At 60.3% G+C, this 14,613-nt stretch carries 14 protein-coding genes; 7 read left to right on the top strand and 7 right to left on the bottom strand.

The features are described 5' to 3' along the window. Positions 1 to 18: 18 nt before the first annotated feature. The 3 genes from ACZXDY_RS01845 to ACZXDY_RS01835 form a co-directional block, all read right to left on the bottom strand. Complete coding sequence (locus tag ACZXDY_RS01845) at positions 19 to 609, bottom strand: hypothetical protein (protein WP_464344223.1); 591 nt, start codon at positions 607 to 609, stop codon at positions 19 to 21. Between the two features lie 141 nt (positions 610 to 750). Then, positions 751 to 1,593 (bottom strand): MurR/RpiR family transcriptional regulator, encoded by an 843-nt coding sequence (locus tag ACZXDY_RS01840; protein ID WP_464344222.1) that lies wholly within the window; start codon positions 1,591 to 1,593, stop codon positions 751 to 753. A gap of 258 nt (positions 1,594 to 1,851) precedes the next feature. Beyond that, on the bottom strand, positions 1,852 to 2,073 hold the full coding sequence (locus ACZXDY_RS01835; protein ID WP_464344402.1) for a hypothetical protein: 222 nt from the start codon (positions 2,071 to 2,073) through the stop codon (positions 1,852 to 1,854). Between ACZXDY_RS01835 and ACZXDY_RS01830 the strand changes: the two genes are divergently transcribed. The 6 genes from ACZXDY_RS01830 to ACZXDY_RS01805 all read left to right on the top strand — a co-directional run bounded on the left by ACZXDY_RS01830 (position 1,979) and on the right by ACZXDY_RS01805 (position 9,984). Further along, positions 1,979 to 4,309 (top strand): phosphocholine-specific phospholipase C, encoded by a 2,331-nt coding sequence (locus tag ACZXDY_RS01830; RefSeq protein ID WP_464344397.1) that lies wholly within the window; start codon positions 1,979 to 1,981, stop codon positions 4,307 to 4,309. The genes ACZXDY_RS01835 and ACZXDY_RS01830 overlap by 95 nt on opposite strands. A gap of 418 nt (positions 4,310 to 4,727) precedes the next feature. Continuing rightward, positions 4,728 to 7,037, top strand: coding sequence for a TonB-dependent receptor (locus tag ACZXDY_RS01825; protein ID WP_464344221.1), 2,310 nt, complete (start codon positions 4,728 to 4,730; stop codon positions 7,035 to 7,037). Positions 7,038 to 7,047: 10 nt separating this feature from the next. Continuing rightward, on the top strand, positions 7,048 to 7,776 hold the full coding sequence (locus ACZXDY_RS01820; protein WP_464344220.1) for a cobalt ABC transporter substrate-binding protein: 729 nt from the start codon (positions 7,048 to 7,050) through the stop codon (positions 7,774 to 7,776). Next, a complete protein-coding gene (locus tag ACZXDY_RS01815) occupies positions 7,773 to 8,054 on the top strand; it encodes a DUF3649 domain-containing protein (RefSeq protein WP_028161756.1) in 282 nt (93 codons plus the stop codon). Before ACZXDY_RS01820 ends, ACZXDY_RS01815 begins: the two co-directional genes overlap by 4 nt. Positions 8,055 to 8,068: 14 nt before the next feature. Next, a complete protein-coding gene (locus tag ACZXDY_RS01810) occupies positions 8,069 to 9,697 on the top strand; it encodes a PepSY-associated TM helix domain-containing protein (RefSeq protein ID WP_464344219.1) in 1,629 nt (542 codons plus the stop codon). Further along, the gene (locus ACZXDY_RS01805) at positions 9,694 to 9,984 is read left to right on the top strand and encodes a DUF3325 domain-containing protein (protein ID WP_464344218.1); all 291 of its coding nucleotides are present in this window, start codon (positions 9,694 to 9,696) and stop codon (positions 9,982 to 9,984) included. The genes ACZXDY_RS01810 and ACZXDY_RS01805 overlap by 4 nt, the downstream gene beginning before the upstream one ends. On the opposite strand, the gene ACZXDY_RS01800 is transcribed toward ACZXDY_RS01805, so the two are convergent. From ACZXDY_RS01800 to ACZXDY_RS01785, 4 genes are all read right to left on the bottom strand, one after another. Beyond that, positions 9,981 to 11,153 (bottom strand): alpha/beta fold hydrolase, encoded by a 1,173-nt coding sequence (locus ACZXDY_RS01800; protein WP_464344217.1) that lies wholly within the window; start codon positions 11,151 to 11,153, stop codon positions 9,981 to 9,983. The genes ACZXDY_RS01805 and ACZXDY_RS01800 overlap by 4 nt on opposite strands. 313 nt (positions 11,154 to 11,466) lie before the next feature. Further along, positions 11,467 to 12,087, bottom strand: coding sequence for a permease (locus ACZXDY_RS01795; RefSeq protein ID WP_130227268.1), 621 nt, complete (start codon positions 12,085 to 12,087; stop codon positions 11,467 to 11,469). 69 nt (positions 12,088 to 12,156) lie between these two features. Further along, entirely contained in the window at positions 12,157 to 12,594 is a 438-nt protein-coding gene (locus ACZXDY_RS01790) for a MarR family winged helix-turn-helix transcriptional regulator (RefSeq protein ID WP_464344216.1), read from the bottom strand. A 9-nt stretch (positions 12,595 to 12,603) separates the two neighbouring features. Beyond that, positions 12,604 to 13,698 carry an NmrA family NAD(P)-binding protein gene (locus tag ACZXDY_RS01785; RefSeq protein ID WP_464344215.1) on the bottom strand — a complete coding sequence of 365 codons (1,095 nt, stop codon included), beginning with the start codon at positions 13,696 to 13,698 and terminating at the stop codon, positions 12,604 to 12,606. Positions 13,699 to 13,964: 266 nt separating this feature from the next. On the opposite strand from ACZXDY_RS01785, the gene ACZXDY_RS01780 reads away from it, so the two are divergent. Continuing rightward, positions 13,965 to 14,612 (top strand): winged helix-turn-helix transcriptional regulator, encoded by a 648-nt coding sequence (locus tag ACZXDY_RS01780; protein ID WP_464344214.1) that lies wholly within the window; start codon positions 13,965 to 13,967, stop codon positions 14,610 to 14,612. The last annotated feature ends 1 nt before the right edge of the window (position 14,613 follow it).

The raw sequence follows: 14,613 nt of genomic DNA, 5'->3' as shown, positions 1-14,613 counted from the left end.
CGGTGGAGTTCACGCGCGTCACCGCGTGCTGCCCGTCGTAAGCTCTTGCGAGACCACCGGGATCATCAGGTGCTCGTTGGGTTTGCCGGGGAACATCACATAAGGCTGCGTCGGGTCTTTGACATCCAGATCGCGCGGATACGGACTGAGCATCTCGTGCGCTGCGCCGCCGACGATCATCACATGCGGCCCGGTCTGGACCCAATGCTGGTGCGTGTGCCGTTCGGAGGAATCATGATTGCTCGTGCCGGTGTCACCGGCCAGCATGAAGATGAAGCCAATCTTGTTCGGCGGGGTCTGTTTGGCCTGGAGAGCTTTGCGCCATTCCATGGCGTTCTGGTCATCGCATTCGGGTGTTCCGTCATTGCCGATAAAGCACGTGAAACCGTTCGATCCGGTTTGGACGGTCTTGGAAGACCCATCCGGCTGCGGCATGGTGATCGTCGCGTTATTCACGACCGACGCCGGCGCGGCGGTCTTTGTCTTGGCGATGTACTCCGGTTCGGTTTTCGGGATGTCCTCGTTTGGAAAAGCCGACGCCGAGGTGATGGTGAGGGCTGCCGAAGCTACGCAGAACCCAACTGACGCGAGAGCATAGAGGCTTTTCATGACTTACCTCCTGTGGTGGGCAACCGGCATCAATTGTACATCAAAGCCAAGTGGGGGCATCCTCCGAAAGGCATCTCGGGCGGAGATTTTCGGCTCGGGTCGGAGCCATCCTGTTGCGGCTCTCCGCCGCAAGCTGTGCGGTCAAAAGCGCTTCCCGGAAAGAATACGCGCGGCGTGTTGAAGCCGGTCCACAGAGCGCTCGGTGTCGGTCAGGGCGCAACAGCTCACCAAGGTGTCGATAATGGCGAGCTGAGCCACGCGGCTGCTCATGGCCTCGGGCCGATATCTGGTTTCATTGGCGACGGTATAGAGCAGAACGTCGCAATGGGCCGCCAGAGGCGACTTGCCGAGCCGGGTGATGCCGATTGTCCGAGCGCCGGCTTCCCGCGCCAATCGGGTCGCGAGCACCGTCTCGACCGTGCTGCCTGAGTGAGACACCGTAACGGTCGTGACCGCCGGGCCGGTCATGCCCGCGCTGACGGCCTGGACATGAGAATCGACGACTGCGCTCGCCGCGAGCCCCAGTTGCAGCAGGCGATAGGAGAGGTCCTGCGCAATCGGCGCCGAACTTCCTATGCCATAGATCTCGATCCGCTGCGCTTCCCTCAACAAGCTCGCCGCCTTCGCCAGCGATTCCATTGAGAGCAGGCGGCGCGTCTCGTGGAGCGAAGCGGCGTGAGCAGCAAAGATGTGATCCGTGACGGTCGCCGGATCATCGCCTCGATGCAGATCCTCCTGAATCAGACGAACCGGCTCGATCAGATCGCGCGCCAGAAGAATCTTGAGCTCCTGGAACCCGCGAACGCCCACCCGGCCGCAAAAGGAAACGATCGTGCCTTCGCTCACGCCACATGTCTCGGCAACTTCGGTGATCGACATGTGAATGAAGGACTCCGGCTGCGCGATAATCAGCTCGGCGATTTGCCTGGCTTTTGGAGGGAGATCAGATTGCAATTCACGAACGCGGGATAGAATACCGCTCACGGACGGCCCTGCATTGAAGTTCGAGCGTGTCACCCGCGTCCTCGCGAACAACGTGGGAATTCATTTGGTGGATCGCGGAAGGTTATCGCGATTCCCTTTGCGCAGAGCTTCAATTCTCGTCGGCCGCCGGGATGAGCCGGCGACGAGGATGGCCCATGGGTCATTCCGGCCCGTTCTCCCCTCTCTCGGTGCTCAATCATTCTACACTGAGAAAAGCTCACAAAAAATTCTATCAGAAATAAATTATTCACAGCGACGTCAAGTCGCACTGCTATTGCCGACCGGCTTGCCCGCAAAGTGAGCCAAGCCTGCGCTGCAGGCCGTCGTTCGTTTCTTCAACTGTTCAACCAAAGGTAGATAAGAAATGACAACACGTCGCGACTTTCTGGCGGGCGCCACGGCGGCGGCTGCCTTTACCAGCATCAACCGGGCGCTGGCCATTCCGGCGCGGCGCCGGACCGGCACGATCATGGACGTCAAGCACATCGTGATCCTGATGCAGGAGAACCGCTCGTTCGACCACTATTTCGGTACGCTGCGCGGCGTGCGCGGCTTCGGCGACCGCTTCCCTATTCCGCTCGAAAGCGGCAAGCCGGTGTGGTTTCAGTCCGACGGCACCCGTGAGATCCCGCCCTATCACCGCGACTCCGCGACCAGCAACGCGCTGGTCGGATACGGCACGCCGCATTCGTTTGGCGACAGTCAGGCAGCGTGGAACCAGGGCAAGATGGGCTTCTGGGCCAAGTACAAGACCCCGTACGCGATGGGCTATTTCGGCCGCGACGACATTCCCTTCCAGTTCGCGCTGGCCGAGGCCTTCACACTGTGCGACGCCTACCACGCCTCCATCACCACCGGCACCGATCCCAACCGGATCGTGTTCTGGTCGGGTTCCAACTTCAATCCCACGCTGCGCGCGCAGGGCATCAACTGCACGACGAACGATTCCGAGCCCAACAACAACCGCTGCTGGCCCAACCCTTCCAAATGGGTGGACGGCCTGCCTCAGCCCCAGCCGAACTATCGCTATGTCGGCAGCGACTTTAACTGGCCCACCCTCCCCGACCTGCTGCAGCGCGCCGGCGTAAGCTGGCACGTCTACCAGGACATGAACGACAACTGGACCGGCGCGATGCACGGCTGCCTGGCGTTCGCCAGCTTCCGCCACGCCCAGCCGGGCGATCCCAATTATGTGCACGGCCTGACCGGTGGCCCGGATTATCTCGACAGGCTGAAGGCCGATGTGATGAGCGGCAACCTTCCGCAGGTATCGTGGATCCTGCCGACGCAGGCCAACTCCGAGCATCCCGGCGGCGGCAGCCCGACCCGCGCCGGCAATTTCACCGACCAGGTGCTGGAAGCACTGACCGCCAACCCCGAGGTCTGGAGCCAGACCGTCTTCTTCCTGACCTTCGACGAGAACGACGGCTTCTTCGATCACCTGCCGGCACCAGCGGTGCCGTCCTATGACAACGACGGCAACCTGATGGGCAAGGCCACGATGCCGCTCGCGGGTGAATACTTTTCCAACACGGTCGGCAACGTGCTGAGCAGCGACGACGACATCAGCGGCAACATCCGTCCCTGGGGTCTCAGTGCGCGCGTGCCGATGTACGTCGTGTCGCCGTGGAGCAAGGGCGGCTGGGTAAATTCGCAGGTCTTCGACCACACGTCGGTGGGCCGCTTCCTCGAGAAGCGTTTCGGCATCAAGGTCGACTCCATCAGCCCCTGGCACCGCGCCATTTCGGGCGACCTCACCACGGCCTTCGACTTCGCCAGCCCCAACGATCCCCGCTTCCCGGAGCTGCCCGACCAGAGCAACTGGCAGGCATCGGATGCGCACCAGAAGACATTGCCGGCCCCCACCGCGCCGACGACGCCGCAGCCGCTGTTTCAGGAAACCGGCGTGCGCTTCTCGCGCGCGCTGCCCTACATTCTGCACGCCAGCGCGCAGGTTGATGCCGGCAAGAGCAAGGTGAGGCTGCTGTTCGCCAACACCGGCTTCGCCGGCGCCGTGTTCCACGTCTACGACAAGATGCACCTGGATCGCATTCCACGGCGCTACACGGTCGAGGCGGGCCAGATGCTGGACGACGAATGGGCGGTTGGCGACGACGGCCTTTATGATCTGTGGGTGCTCGCCCCCAATGGCTTCCACCGCCACTTCAAAGGCGACATCTCTACGATGCGGCACAAGAATGAGCCGAACCCGGAAATCTTCGTCGGCTACAACGTCCACGACGGCGGTCTGCACCTGCAGTTTCGCAACGACGGCAACGGCCACCTTCGCTTCACGGTGAAGTCCAACAAGATCTATGGACCGCTGCTCGCCGTGAGTGCCTCGGTGGCCGCCGCGATGCAGCCGGAGCCTCCGGGCTTCGGTCCGCGTCCGAGCGTCCGTCCCGTGGGCTTCGGCCCGGTGCCTGGTTTCCGGCAGGCTCCCGACTTCTGCGCCCCCGGCTTCGGATTCAATCCACCGGTCTTCTTCCCGGGACCCGACTTCGGCGGCGGTCCGCGCACGTCGTGGGATGTCAAAGTGTCCGCTTCCGGCCACCCCGGTGAACTGTACTGGAATCTGCGCACCACCGGCCTGTGGTATGACTTCGTCATCACCAGCGACTCGGGCAGCGGCTTCTATCGGCGCGTCGCCGGCCATGTGGAAACCGGCCGCGGTTCGGTGAGCGATCCTGGCATGGGCGTTGCCGACCGGTTCTAAAGAGGCGGCGCAATCACTCCAGCGAATTGGAGGCGCCTTCGGGCGCCTCTTCAATTTCCGACTCGGCCTAAGGCGTGGCCTCGGAATCACAAAGAAGCTCTGAGCTGGCTGACGGCAGAGTTCGACGTGTTGCGTCGCGATGGTGCGCGAGCGAGCTTCGCAAAGCGGACTATCAAGCGGCGTCACGTGTTGGCTAGCACAACCTCCACTCCATCACGCGTCAAAGCGTCGCAATGCCGGACGACGAGTTGTCAGTGTTCGCTTATTAGAGAGATTTCAGTGTTGGCTTACCAGAGTGGTTAGAGATCGGACTCACAAACTCTTACGCGCATGCATCAATAGATTCTAAATCGCCTTCGTTGCCTTCGCACCTTCGATTTCCTAGTCGGACATCGACTGAGCGAACTGGGGGCGATTGTTGAGCAACTTCGAGAATTATAAGAACCGTTTGTATGTTGGCGTGGCGACGGGCGTTGTTACGTTATGCCTGAGCGGTGTGAGCTCTTCTCAGAGCAGGGCGCAGAGCGCGCAGCCGCACGTGTTGCCTCCGGTGCACGTCGATGCGCCCCAACAAAGAGCGCGAGCGACGCGCACTGTTCGGACTCGCGGTTCGGCTCAGCACTCTGCTCGCGTCGCATCCCGGCAGCGAACCGAACAGCCTCCTGCGCCGACTGCGCCTGTTACCACGATGGGATCGACTCGGACGATCGGAGCTCCAGCGCCAGCCTATGCTGGCGGCCAGTTGGCACAGGGTGGAACGCTCGGCCTGCTCGGAAGCACGAACGTCATGAATGTGCCGTTCAGCACCGTCAACTATACGTCGCAACTGATCGAGAATCAGCAGGCGCGGACGGCCGCGGATACGCTGATCAACGACTCTTCGGTACGACTCACCACAGGCAGCAACGGATTCGACGACACGTTCCAGATCCGCGGCTTCAGCGTTCCTTCAGGTGACGTTGGCTTCAACGGTCTCTACGGGCTGGTGTCTTCCAGTCGCGTGCCCGCCGAGATCATCGAGCGGATCGAACTGCTCAAGGGGCCCGGTGCGCTCATCAACGGCATAGCTCCTGGCGGCAGCGTCGGCGGCGGCGTCAACATCGTCAGCAAACGCGCCCTTGAGATACCTTTCACACGTTTGACGCCGGTTTTCATGAGCGCCGGCAACTACGGTCTCCATCTGGAGACCAGCCAACGCTTTGGTGAAAACAAGGAATGGGGCGTCCGGTTCAACGGGGTGGGGCGCAATGGCGAGGCCTCGATCGACGGCGGAAACTGGCGGACCGGTCTCGGTGCGTTGTCACTCGACTATCGCGGGGAGCGCCTGCGCTGGACGCTCGATGCCATTTCGCAGAACGACGACACCAAGAACTTCCGTCCGCAGATGACCATTCAGGGTAGTGTGCCCTTCATTCCTGCCCCGCCCGACGCGCGCAGCAACTGGTACCCGGACACGATGCTCCGTCAGCGCGACAACACCATCGCCTCGGGCCTCGAATATGATCTGGCCGAATCGCTGACGGCCTATGCGGGCATCGGCTATCGTGAGGGCGAGAACTACCAGACGTTCCCTGATTCCCGTGTCACGGGATTCCCTAGCGGCATAGACGCTCTCGGCAATTTCAGGCTCATCAACGCGTACTATGACTCCTACAGCAAGACGACGAGCGGCAACGCAGGCATACGGTCACGTTTCCAAGTAGGGCCGGTCGGTCATGCGATCAATCTCGCTTTCACCGGTTATTATCAGGAGAACGGCAACGCTTACGTTGCCAATACGCCGGCTCAGTCGGTCCCATCGAATATCTACAACCCATCCCCCCTTCCTGTGGTCACTGGCGCGCGCACGCCGCCGCGGTTAGCCAACGAGATAACGCTCAGGAGCGTTGCGATCGCGGACACAATGTCACTCCTGAATGATGCGGTGCTGGTGACCGTCGGTACTCGTCACCAGAGAGTGGAACAGGACGCTTTCAGCACCACTACCGGTCTCCCGACAAGCAACTACGGAGCAGAAGCGCTGACGCCGCTTGCCGGCGTGGTAGTCAAGCCCTGGCATAATGTTTCGCTCTACGCGAACTACGCTGAAGGACTGAGCCAGGGCACCATCGTCGGTCCCGGCTACAGCAACACCGGTACTGTGCTTGCCCCATTCAAATCGAAGCAGCAGGAAGCTGGTATCAAGGTGGACTGGGGCACCATCACAACGACTGCGGCGGTGTTCCAGATTACACGACCCAGCCAGATCCGGACCGCATCCAACGCACTGGCCTATGACGGCGAACAGCGCAACCGCGGCGTGGAGCTGTCCGCTTATGGCCTGTTGCTGCCTGGCCTGCGCGGTATGGCCAGCGCAACCTTCCTGCGTCCGGAGCTGACCAACCCGACCAATCCATTGGAGCGCGGCAACGACGCCCAGGGCGTGCCGGACAAGACATTCTCCGCCAGCCTCGACTGGGATACTCCATGGGTCCCGGGCCTCTCGCTCAACGGGCGGGTGATCTATACGTCGGGCGCCTATCTCACCAGCGCCAATCTCCTGCGATTCCCCGACTGGACTCGTGTCGACATCGGCGCGCGTTACGTGACTTCGATCGACGGTCGGCCTGTCACGATCCGTGCCAACATCGAAAACGTGACCGGCGAGAACTACTGGCTCACGACCGGTATATTCGTAACGGTTGCGTCGCCTCGGACTTACATCGTATCTGCTTCATTCGATTTCTAAGGTGTTTGTCATGACAAAGCCCTTCATCGCAGTAGTCGCCCTGCTTGGCGTGATAACGCCCGTGCAGGCGCACCAGATCTGGATCGAGCAGTCCGATGGGCAGAATGCCGTCGTTCGCTTTGGCGAGTTCGGCGAGAACCTTCGTGAAACCTCACCGGGGTTGCTCGACAAGTTCGCTAAGGTGTCCGGTACGCTCATCTCCACCAAGGGCGAGCAAAAGTCCGATGCCACGAAGACCGCAAACGGCTTCACGCTGCCATTTTCCACGGCCCCCGGCGACGGCATTGTCGCGGAAGATGCGAGCTACCCGCTCTATGTTTGGAAGCAGCAAGACAAAGAGGTCACGAACTGGTTCTATCCTGCCGCACGCTTGATCACCAGCTTTGCCGCGCAGCAGCCCAAGCTCGTACTGGACCTCGTGCCTACAGGTCAGGAAGGCCAGTTCAAGCTCTTCTTCAAAAATCAACCTAAAGCCAAGACCAAGGTGACGCTGGTAACGGAATCTGGCTGGTCCAAGGAAGCTCACACCGACGAGCAGGGACTTGTAACGTTTAGTATGCCTTGGAAAGGCACTTACGTCGCTGAAGTCAGCTTCAACGACCGCAGCCCCGGCGAGCGCACGGGGACGAAGGGCGCTGAGAAGTACGATGCCGTGAGCTATGCCACCACCGTGACCTATGTGAATGCCAACGGCTTGACACCAAGTCCTGCAGGCCCGCCGGCAACTCCGGGCAAATGAACGCCCTGATACATCGCTTTCGCTCCACGGGCCCGCTCATCTCGCGCATCGTCGCCGCCCTGTTCGGCGGCTATGCGCTGGCCGCGCTCAACAGCGTCGCCGTGCTCGCTTTGCCCATGAGCAAGCCCCAGGCCGTGCTCACCGGCATGCTGGCGAGCTTTGCCATCTACGCCGGTGCCGTGATCTGGGTCTTTGCCGTGCGCAGCGCGCTGAAGGCTTGGGCCGGCCTGATCGTCGTGGCGGTGCCGCTGTCGCTGGCGGCATGGTCCGTTTCCTGACGAAGGGCCGAGGCGTGAAGACGGACAACGATGTGCAAGTTGCCGGCCGCGGCATCCGGCAAAGTGTGTCCAGCCTGCATACGTGGGCTGGCCTTCTGCTCGGCTGGATTCTCTATGCCATGTTCCTCACAGGGACAGCGTCCTATTTCAAGGACGAGCTGTCGCAATGGATGCGACCGGAGCTGCCGCCTCTAGCCCAGATTCCCGATCAGGCGGTGGTGGCGCAGCGAATTGCTGATGAACTCGGCAACATCGCGCCCGGAACCTCGCAGTGGAGCATGCGCCTGCCGGACGCGCGCAATAACAGTGTCTACGCCTTCTGGCGTACACCCACAGGCAATCCGGGCGGCCGTGCCTTTGACGAAGCCAATTTCGACCCCGCCACCGGCCAGAAAGTCACCTCACGCGGCACGCTGGGCGGTGAGTTCTTCTACCGTTTCCACTTCCAATTCCACTACATGCCAGTGATATGGGGCAGGTGGCTTGCAGGTGCGGCCGCAATGTTCATGCTCGTGGCCATTGTGAGTGGCGTCATCACCCATAAGAAGATTTTCGTCGATTTCTTCACCTTCCGCTGGAGCAAAGGACAGCGCTCCTGGCTGGACGCTCACAACGCCTTTTCGGTGTTCGGGCTGCCGTTCCATTTCATGATCACCTACACTGGATTGGTGACCTTGATGGCGCTGTACATGCCGTGGGGCGAGCGCGTGGCGTTCAAGAGTCCGGCGGAGCAACAGCAACTCAACGCCGAACTCAGTGCCTTCATCCAGCCCGGCAAACCCAGCGGGCAGAAAGTGCCACTGGCATCGGTCGAGGACATGGTTCGGCAGGCCCAAGAACGCTGGGGCCGGGAGAATGTGGGGCGCGTCAATGCGGTTCATCCCGGAGATGCGGCGGCGCGCGTGGCTGTGACGCGAGGAGAAGCGGGCCGCGTTTCCATGAGTCCGCAATATCTGGAGTTCGAAGGCGCCACCGGCAAACCGCTGGCGGTCCGCGAGCATGTGGGGGCTGCGGCCGAAACCCGAGGCGTCCTTTATGCGCTCCATTTGGGACGCTTCAGCGACACCGTCACGCGGTGGCTGTATTTTCTCGTGAGCTTCATGGGTACGGCCATGGTGGGCACGGGCCTCGTGATGTGGACCGTGAAGCGGCGACAGAAGCTGCCTGACCCGGATCGACCCTATTTTGGCTTCCGCCTTGTGGAGCGGCTGAACATCGCGTGCATCGCCGGCTTGTCGATCGCAATGACTGCATTCCTTTGGGCGAACCGCCTGCTGCCACACCCGTTGGAAGATCGCGCCAACTGGGAGATCGACCTGTTCTTCATCGTCTGGGCCCTGACACTGCTGCATGCCTTGGTGCGTCCCGCCAAGTCAGCCTGGGTCGAGCAATTATGGGCGGCATCGGCGCTGCTGTTTCTCCTGCCGCTCCTCAACGCAGTGACGACGCAGCGTCCGCTGTGGCACAGCCTCACCGAAGGCGACTGGGTCTTTGCCGGTGTGGATCTCATGTGCTGGGCGCTCGCTGCGCTCCATGCCGTCCTGGCGATACGCACGGCTCGGCAGCAGACCAGATCTCAGTTCAGGCGCAAGACGAGCCGCGAGGCTCCGACCGCCGTTGCGTCCGGCGAGGCGGCAGGATGAGTCATCTCCCTTCCTTTGCGCTGTGCCTTACAGGGTTCACCGCGCTGGCGTTCGCCACGAATCGTCAGCAGCGCGATATCTTTGGCAGGCTCCTGCGGCCAAGCATGACATATGTCCATCGCATTGCCGGCTCGTGCGCCCTGGTTTTTGCGCTCGGCATTCTCGTCGCTCGGCATGGCTGGAGCCTCGGCCTCGTGATGTTCAGCGGTCACGCCACTATAGCTGCCGGCATCGTGTTTTGTGGGCTGATCGGACGCGCGAGGATGCTTGGCCGCAAATTGCTCTAGTTGCTCGCCCGAGAAGGCGTATCGCCAAGCCACTGCATGAACTCGGCGACATGCTGGACCCATAGGTCGGGCCGTGTCATGGTGAAGTGACCGGGCGATGACGGGGTTCCCGCTTGAACTGCGTAACGGCCACGTTCGAGCTTCGGAACCGACTTTTCGAGAACTTGCAGTTTGTCAGGATTGAACTCGTCGTCGGAAAAATTGAGTGCGAAGAGCTTCGTCTTGATCTTGGAAAGGTCAGGCTCAGGATCGTAGCTGAATGATGATTTGAGCGAATAAAGAATATCGTTTGCGTCGACATGCTCCGCTGTGAGACGGTTGGCGCTCAGGAATTTATCGACCGCGGGGCCGTCAGGCACTTCGTGCTGAAGAGCGGGAGCGCTGTCGATCATCAGGCGCAGAATGTTGTACCCCATGATCCAACCGCGCGGGGTCTCCGTATAGTCCCCGTTTTTCCATTCTGGATCGGCACGGATCGCATCGATCACCATGCGCCTCCAGAGGAGATTGCGGCCCGAAACCGAGATCGGCAGCGAGACCACCGGCATCACGCCGTCCATCATGTCGGGATAGGCCTCGGCCCATTGCCAGGCATTCATTCCACCCATGGACATGCCGAGAATGGCGTGAAGATGTTTGATGCCCAGTGTTTCCGTCACCACCTTATGCTGGAGGTCGACGATGTCGCTGTAATCGTAGTTCGGGAATTTCGTTTTCAACCCGTCGCTCGGCTTGCTGGATTGGCCATGACCGACACTGTCCGGAAAGATCAGATAGTAACGCTGCGCGTCCAGCGCGCGACCAGGATCGAAGAGTGCCTTCGTGTAGGTCGGGCTCAGCAGGGCGCGGCTGTCTGCCCCGGTCCAATGCAGAACAAGGACCGCATTGTCGATCTCGCCCTTGGCGTTGCGGTGCGGTGTACCCAGAGTCGAATAATGAATCTTGAGGCGCGCCAGCGTCTCCCCGTCACGGAACTGATAGTTGTCAAACCAGGCGTCGGCTTGCACGGCAGCGGGATTCACACGCTGGTCCCAAGGTGACGCCGGCTCGCCGGCAGCCGCGGCAGATCGCGAACTGGATTGAGCAAATCCCACACCTGAGAGCATCGTTCCAGAAAGCAGGAGACCGAGCAGCAGGCTGGCTGCCGCGCGAGCACGTTGAGACGTCATGATGAATTCCCTGTAGTTGGCGATGATTGGACTGCCTTGTGCAGTATCGTGTGCACCGCGCGTGCTATCGCAGCGGCGAAGACGTTCTGTTCGGGATCTTCGAAGCTTCGATATGCCTCTCAAGGTCCGTTATCCGACGCGCAACGTCGCTGCATGGGTCAAAGTTCAGTGCTTCATCAAACCGCAGAATGCCTTGCCATAGCCATCTAAAGAAGCTCGTCTCAGCAGTCGGATCCTGCGCTGCCGGAGCCTTCACATTTGAGTTGGTCATCTCTTTTCCTTTCACGACTTCGTGGATTCCGGAGCACACGTTTCATGTCTGGACAGCGGCGCGCTTCACTTCCCTCCCTGAGCCACGACGCAGCAGGTCAAACGCCATGATGTGGCTCGCACCCGAGATGCCGACGCCGTAGAGCGGGATCAGCGCCATGGGCAGCGTCTGGATGCCAGACATGCGGGGGTCGTTGAGGAGGAAGAAGGTCAGCCCCGTACCGACCGCCACGACAAAATCAGCAAAGCCGAAGATGTGGAAGGCCAAGTACCGGTTGCGACTCTCGGGCAGAAGTAAAACGCCGAGGGCCAAGAACCCCGCGATGAGGTCGCCCCACCCCGCGTTTCGAACAAAGGCTTCCGGGAGGAGGTTGTGCGCCCCATACCAGAAGAAAACCAACGCGGCCGCGATGCGCCAGATATGAAATGCCGTTATCGATCGTAGACCGATGGCTTCGATGTATGCACGGAAGCCATCGGACATTGCGTAGATAATAATAGGCACCACAATCCCCAACGCGATGATGGCAGCCAGAAACAGCGGGGGAATGGCACGATAGAATCCTGCCTCCGCGGCAAAGGCGACCGCCAATCCCCAGATGGCCAGCACAACCAGCAAGACGCGCGTCCCGCGGCGTTTGCGGAGCTCGAGTTCTCGATCCATGACCTATCTCCTTTTATGTGTAGTTACACGTACTTGAGCACAAAAATGCGTGACGCTTCTTCCCGCTCGTCAGGCTGATAAGAAGTCCAGAGTTGGTCTGAGCTCGTCCCAACGCTTGGCGCCTATGCGGCGGTTGCTTTCTTTCTGGGCCTTCCGCCAGAGGGGTACCGCTTGTTTCAGGAGTACCCGGCCTTTGGCCGTCAGTGTCAGGCTACGAATACGACGATCTCGCGCGTCCGGCTGGATCGCAACGAGCTTCTTGGTTTCGAGCGGCTTCAAGTTGCGAGTGAGCGTGGTGCGATCCATACCGAGCAGATCGGCCATGTCGCTGGTCGGCACCGGCTCGTTGCGCTTCAACGCGGACAGGATAGTGAACTGTCCCGACGTGATGCCGATGGGCTTGAACATCGCGTCGTATCTCCGCGATGTGGCGCGGGCGGCCCTGTTCAGGCCGAGACATACGCAAGCCGTGTAGAAATCAGTCGGTGTAAGATCGTCCTGTTTCATCCGTTCACCCTACAGCGTCCCCTTCCTCTTATCCTCAGTCAGCTTCAGAAGCGGCGGCGCCTTGTACAAATTTTCCGGTTGAACTCTTTCCCAAAGGCTTCCCTTCCTAAGCTCTCTTCCCAACTGATCTTCTCGCCAAAGCCACTGTTCGACACTCCTAATTCGATTGGGGTGAATTTCATCCAACAACCCGTAATCCCTCTGAACGACTCCGTATTTCCAGACGTTCCAGAACCCGGTGAAGTTATCCCGGAAGCTCATGGTGCTTTTGTCGTTGGGATCTGCATTGTATCCGGCGGGCAAGTCAGCGGCCGCTTTGAGCGAGCCATTCCAGTACGCGTCCAAGTCCGTATCGATGTATTGAGCCGGATGCCCCGTCACCTTCTCGAACGCCGCAGCAAGTTTCTGATACTCAACATGCTCGATGGCGACTTCGAGATTCATGCCATTCGCACGCTCCGGGTTGTCGAAGAGCCAGCGGGCATAATAGCCACAATCATCAAGCGCAACGTGCGGCACGGCTCCGTTGCCGAGCGGAACTCGCCACGTCACGACGCCATCCTCCACAGAAGGAGTCATGGGCGTCATCGCCGAGATTGCCATCTCCATGTATGGGCCGGTGGTGAACACCGCCGCGCCCATCCTGTCTTTGTTCGCTTGGTTTTGAAACAAGATCCATTCGCCCATGCGGCCCTTGCCGTCATAGTGACCCGCACGGAATATGGAATCATAACCGGACTTCTTGAGCGCGTAGTCCAGATTTCCATAGACAAAGAACTTGATCCCTTCTTCCACGGCTATCTCGTAGCTGCGGATTGCCCAATAGGTCTCCGCCTTCTCGCCGGTGTTGAACCCATCGATATTGACGTATGCCCCGTCGCAACCGCGGAAGCCTTCCCGCAATATGGCCTCGTCCGCGAACGTTCCCTCGAGGATGGACACGTTGCCGAATGCGCGAAGGGCATTTGCCCGTCGGGAGGCAGGGTCGCGGCTAAGGGCTCGGACAGAATATTTCTTGTCAGCGACCAGAGCGCCGATGACGGGCAAGCCCTGAGCGCCCGTGCCGCCGATGACGAAGATGTTGGAGGTGCTGTGCGTGGGCATGGTTATCTCCACAGGTTTTGAGCCGATTGGCAGCGGCGTCGCGGCCGGCCAACGGGAGCCCCGCCTGGTGATCGGGCGTTTCGCGGTCATTCGAAACGACGGCACTCGTCACTGGACTGTAACTCTTATAATAAGAGTGAGTCAGAAAAGCAAGAAAGTCTGGCTCGTCTCACGCTTCGTTGAATTTGCCGTGTTGCCGACCTAAGTTGGCTCTTATGATGAGAGCTGCGCGACGATGATCCTCGCGTAACTCGTGGAAATGGTTGATGCGCTCGAAGGGTTTCGACGGAATGGTATGCTCGATCGCCGGCGTGATGGCGGTGATCGGCGATCGTTGGGGTCTGCTGATCCTGCGCGACCTTGTCCTCGGTCTCAACCGATACGAGGACTTTCGCCAATCGTCTGGCGTGACCAATGCGACGCTCAGCGACCGGTTGAACCACCTTGAGGCCAATGGCCTGATCGAGCGGCGGCGCTATCAGGTAAATCCGGAACGATTTGAATACCTGTTGACCCAAAAGGGCTGGCAAATCGCCTCTGTGATGCCGGTGCTCGCGCAGATCGGGGATCGCTGCGACGTCTCTGGCGCTTCAGCGCCGCCGCTGAAGTTTGTCAATCGAAAGACCGGGGCCGACGTCGAGTGGAGTTTCATCGACAAGAACACTGGTGAGCAGCTCGGCGCCCTGGATCTCGCAATCAAAGAAGGCCCCGGTGCGGACGATTTGGTTCGCTGGCGGCTGTCCCACACTGAGCGTCGCCACAAGCAGAAGGTCGATGACGGCGTCGTCTCGCCAAGCGGCACGCCGCCTATGCAAGAGGCGAAGCTCAGGACGCGCGCGGCTCGCAAAGGTATTGAAGAAGAAAAGCTCACGCGGAGGGTAAGGAAGAAGCCCACGCAGAAGGCGCGACGATAGA

It is taken from the genome of Bradyrhizobium sp. LeoB3, assembly GCF_055456055.1.
Note: the sequence above shows the minus strand (reverse complement) of the source record. Positions and strands in the feature narration are given on the sequence as shown.

Bases quoted from the DNA above. Each gene is read 5' to 3' on its own strand.
- ACZXDY_RS01845 (WP_464344223.1), bottom strand. From the start codon at position 609: ATGAAAAGCCTCTATGCTCTCGCGTCAGTTGGGTTCTGCGTAGCTTCG.
- ACZXDY_RS01820 (WP_464344220.1), top strand. From the start codon at position 7,048: ATGACAAAGCCCTTCATCGCAGTAGTCGCCCTGCTTGGCGTGATAACG.
- ACZXDY_RS01815 (WP_028161756.1), top strand. From the start codon at position 7,773: ATGAACGCCCTGATACATCGCTTTCGCTCCACGGGCCCGCTCATCTCG.
- ACZXDY_RS01805 (WP_464344218.1), top strand. From the start codon at position 9,694: ATGAGTCATCTCCCTTCCTTTGCGCTGTGCCTTACAGGGTTCACCGCG.
- ACZXDY_RS01800 (WP_464344217.1), bottom strand. From the start codon at position 11,153: ATGACGTCTCAACGTGCTCGCGCGGCAGCCAGCCTGCTGCTCGGTCTC.
- ACZXDY_RS01795 (WP_130227268.1), bottom strand. From the start codon at position 12,087: ATGGATCGAGAACTCGAGCTCCGCAAACGCCGCGGGACGCGCGTCTTG.
- ACZXDY_RS01790 (WP_464344216.1), bottom strand. From the start codon at position 12,594: ATGAAACAGGACGATCTTACACCGACTGATTTCTACACGGCTTGCGTA.
- ACZXDY_RS01785 (WP_464344215.1), bottom strand. From the start codon at position 13,698: ATGCCCACGCACAGCACCTCCAACATCTTCGTCATCGGCGGCACGGGC.
- ACZXDY_RS01780 (WP_464344214.1), top strand. From the start codon at position 13,965: ATGCGCTCGAAGGGTTTCGACGGAATGGTATGCTCGATCGCCGGCGTG.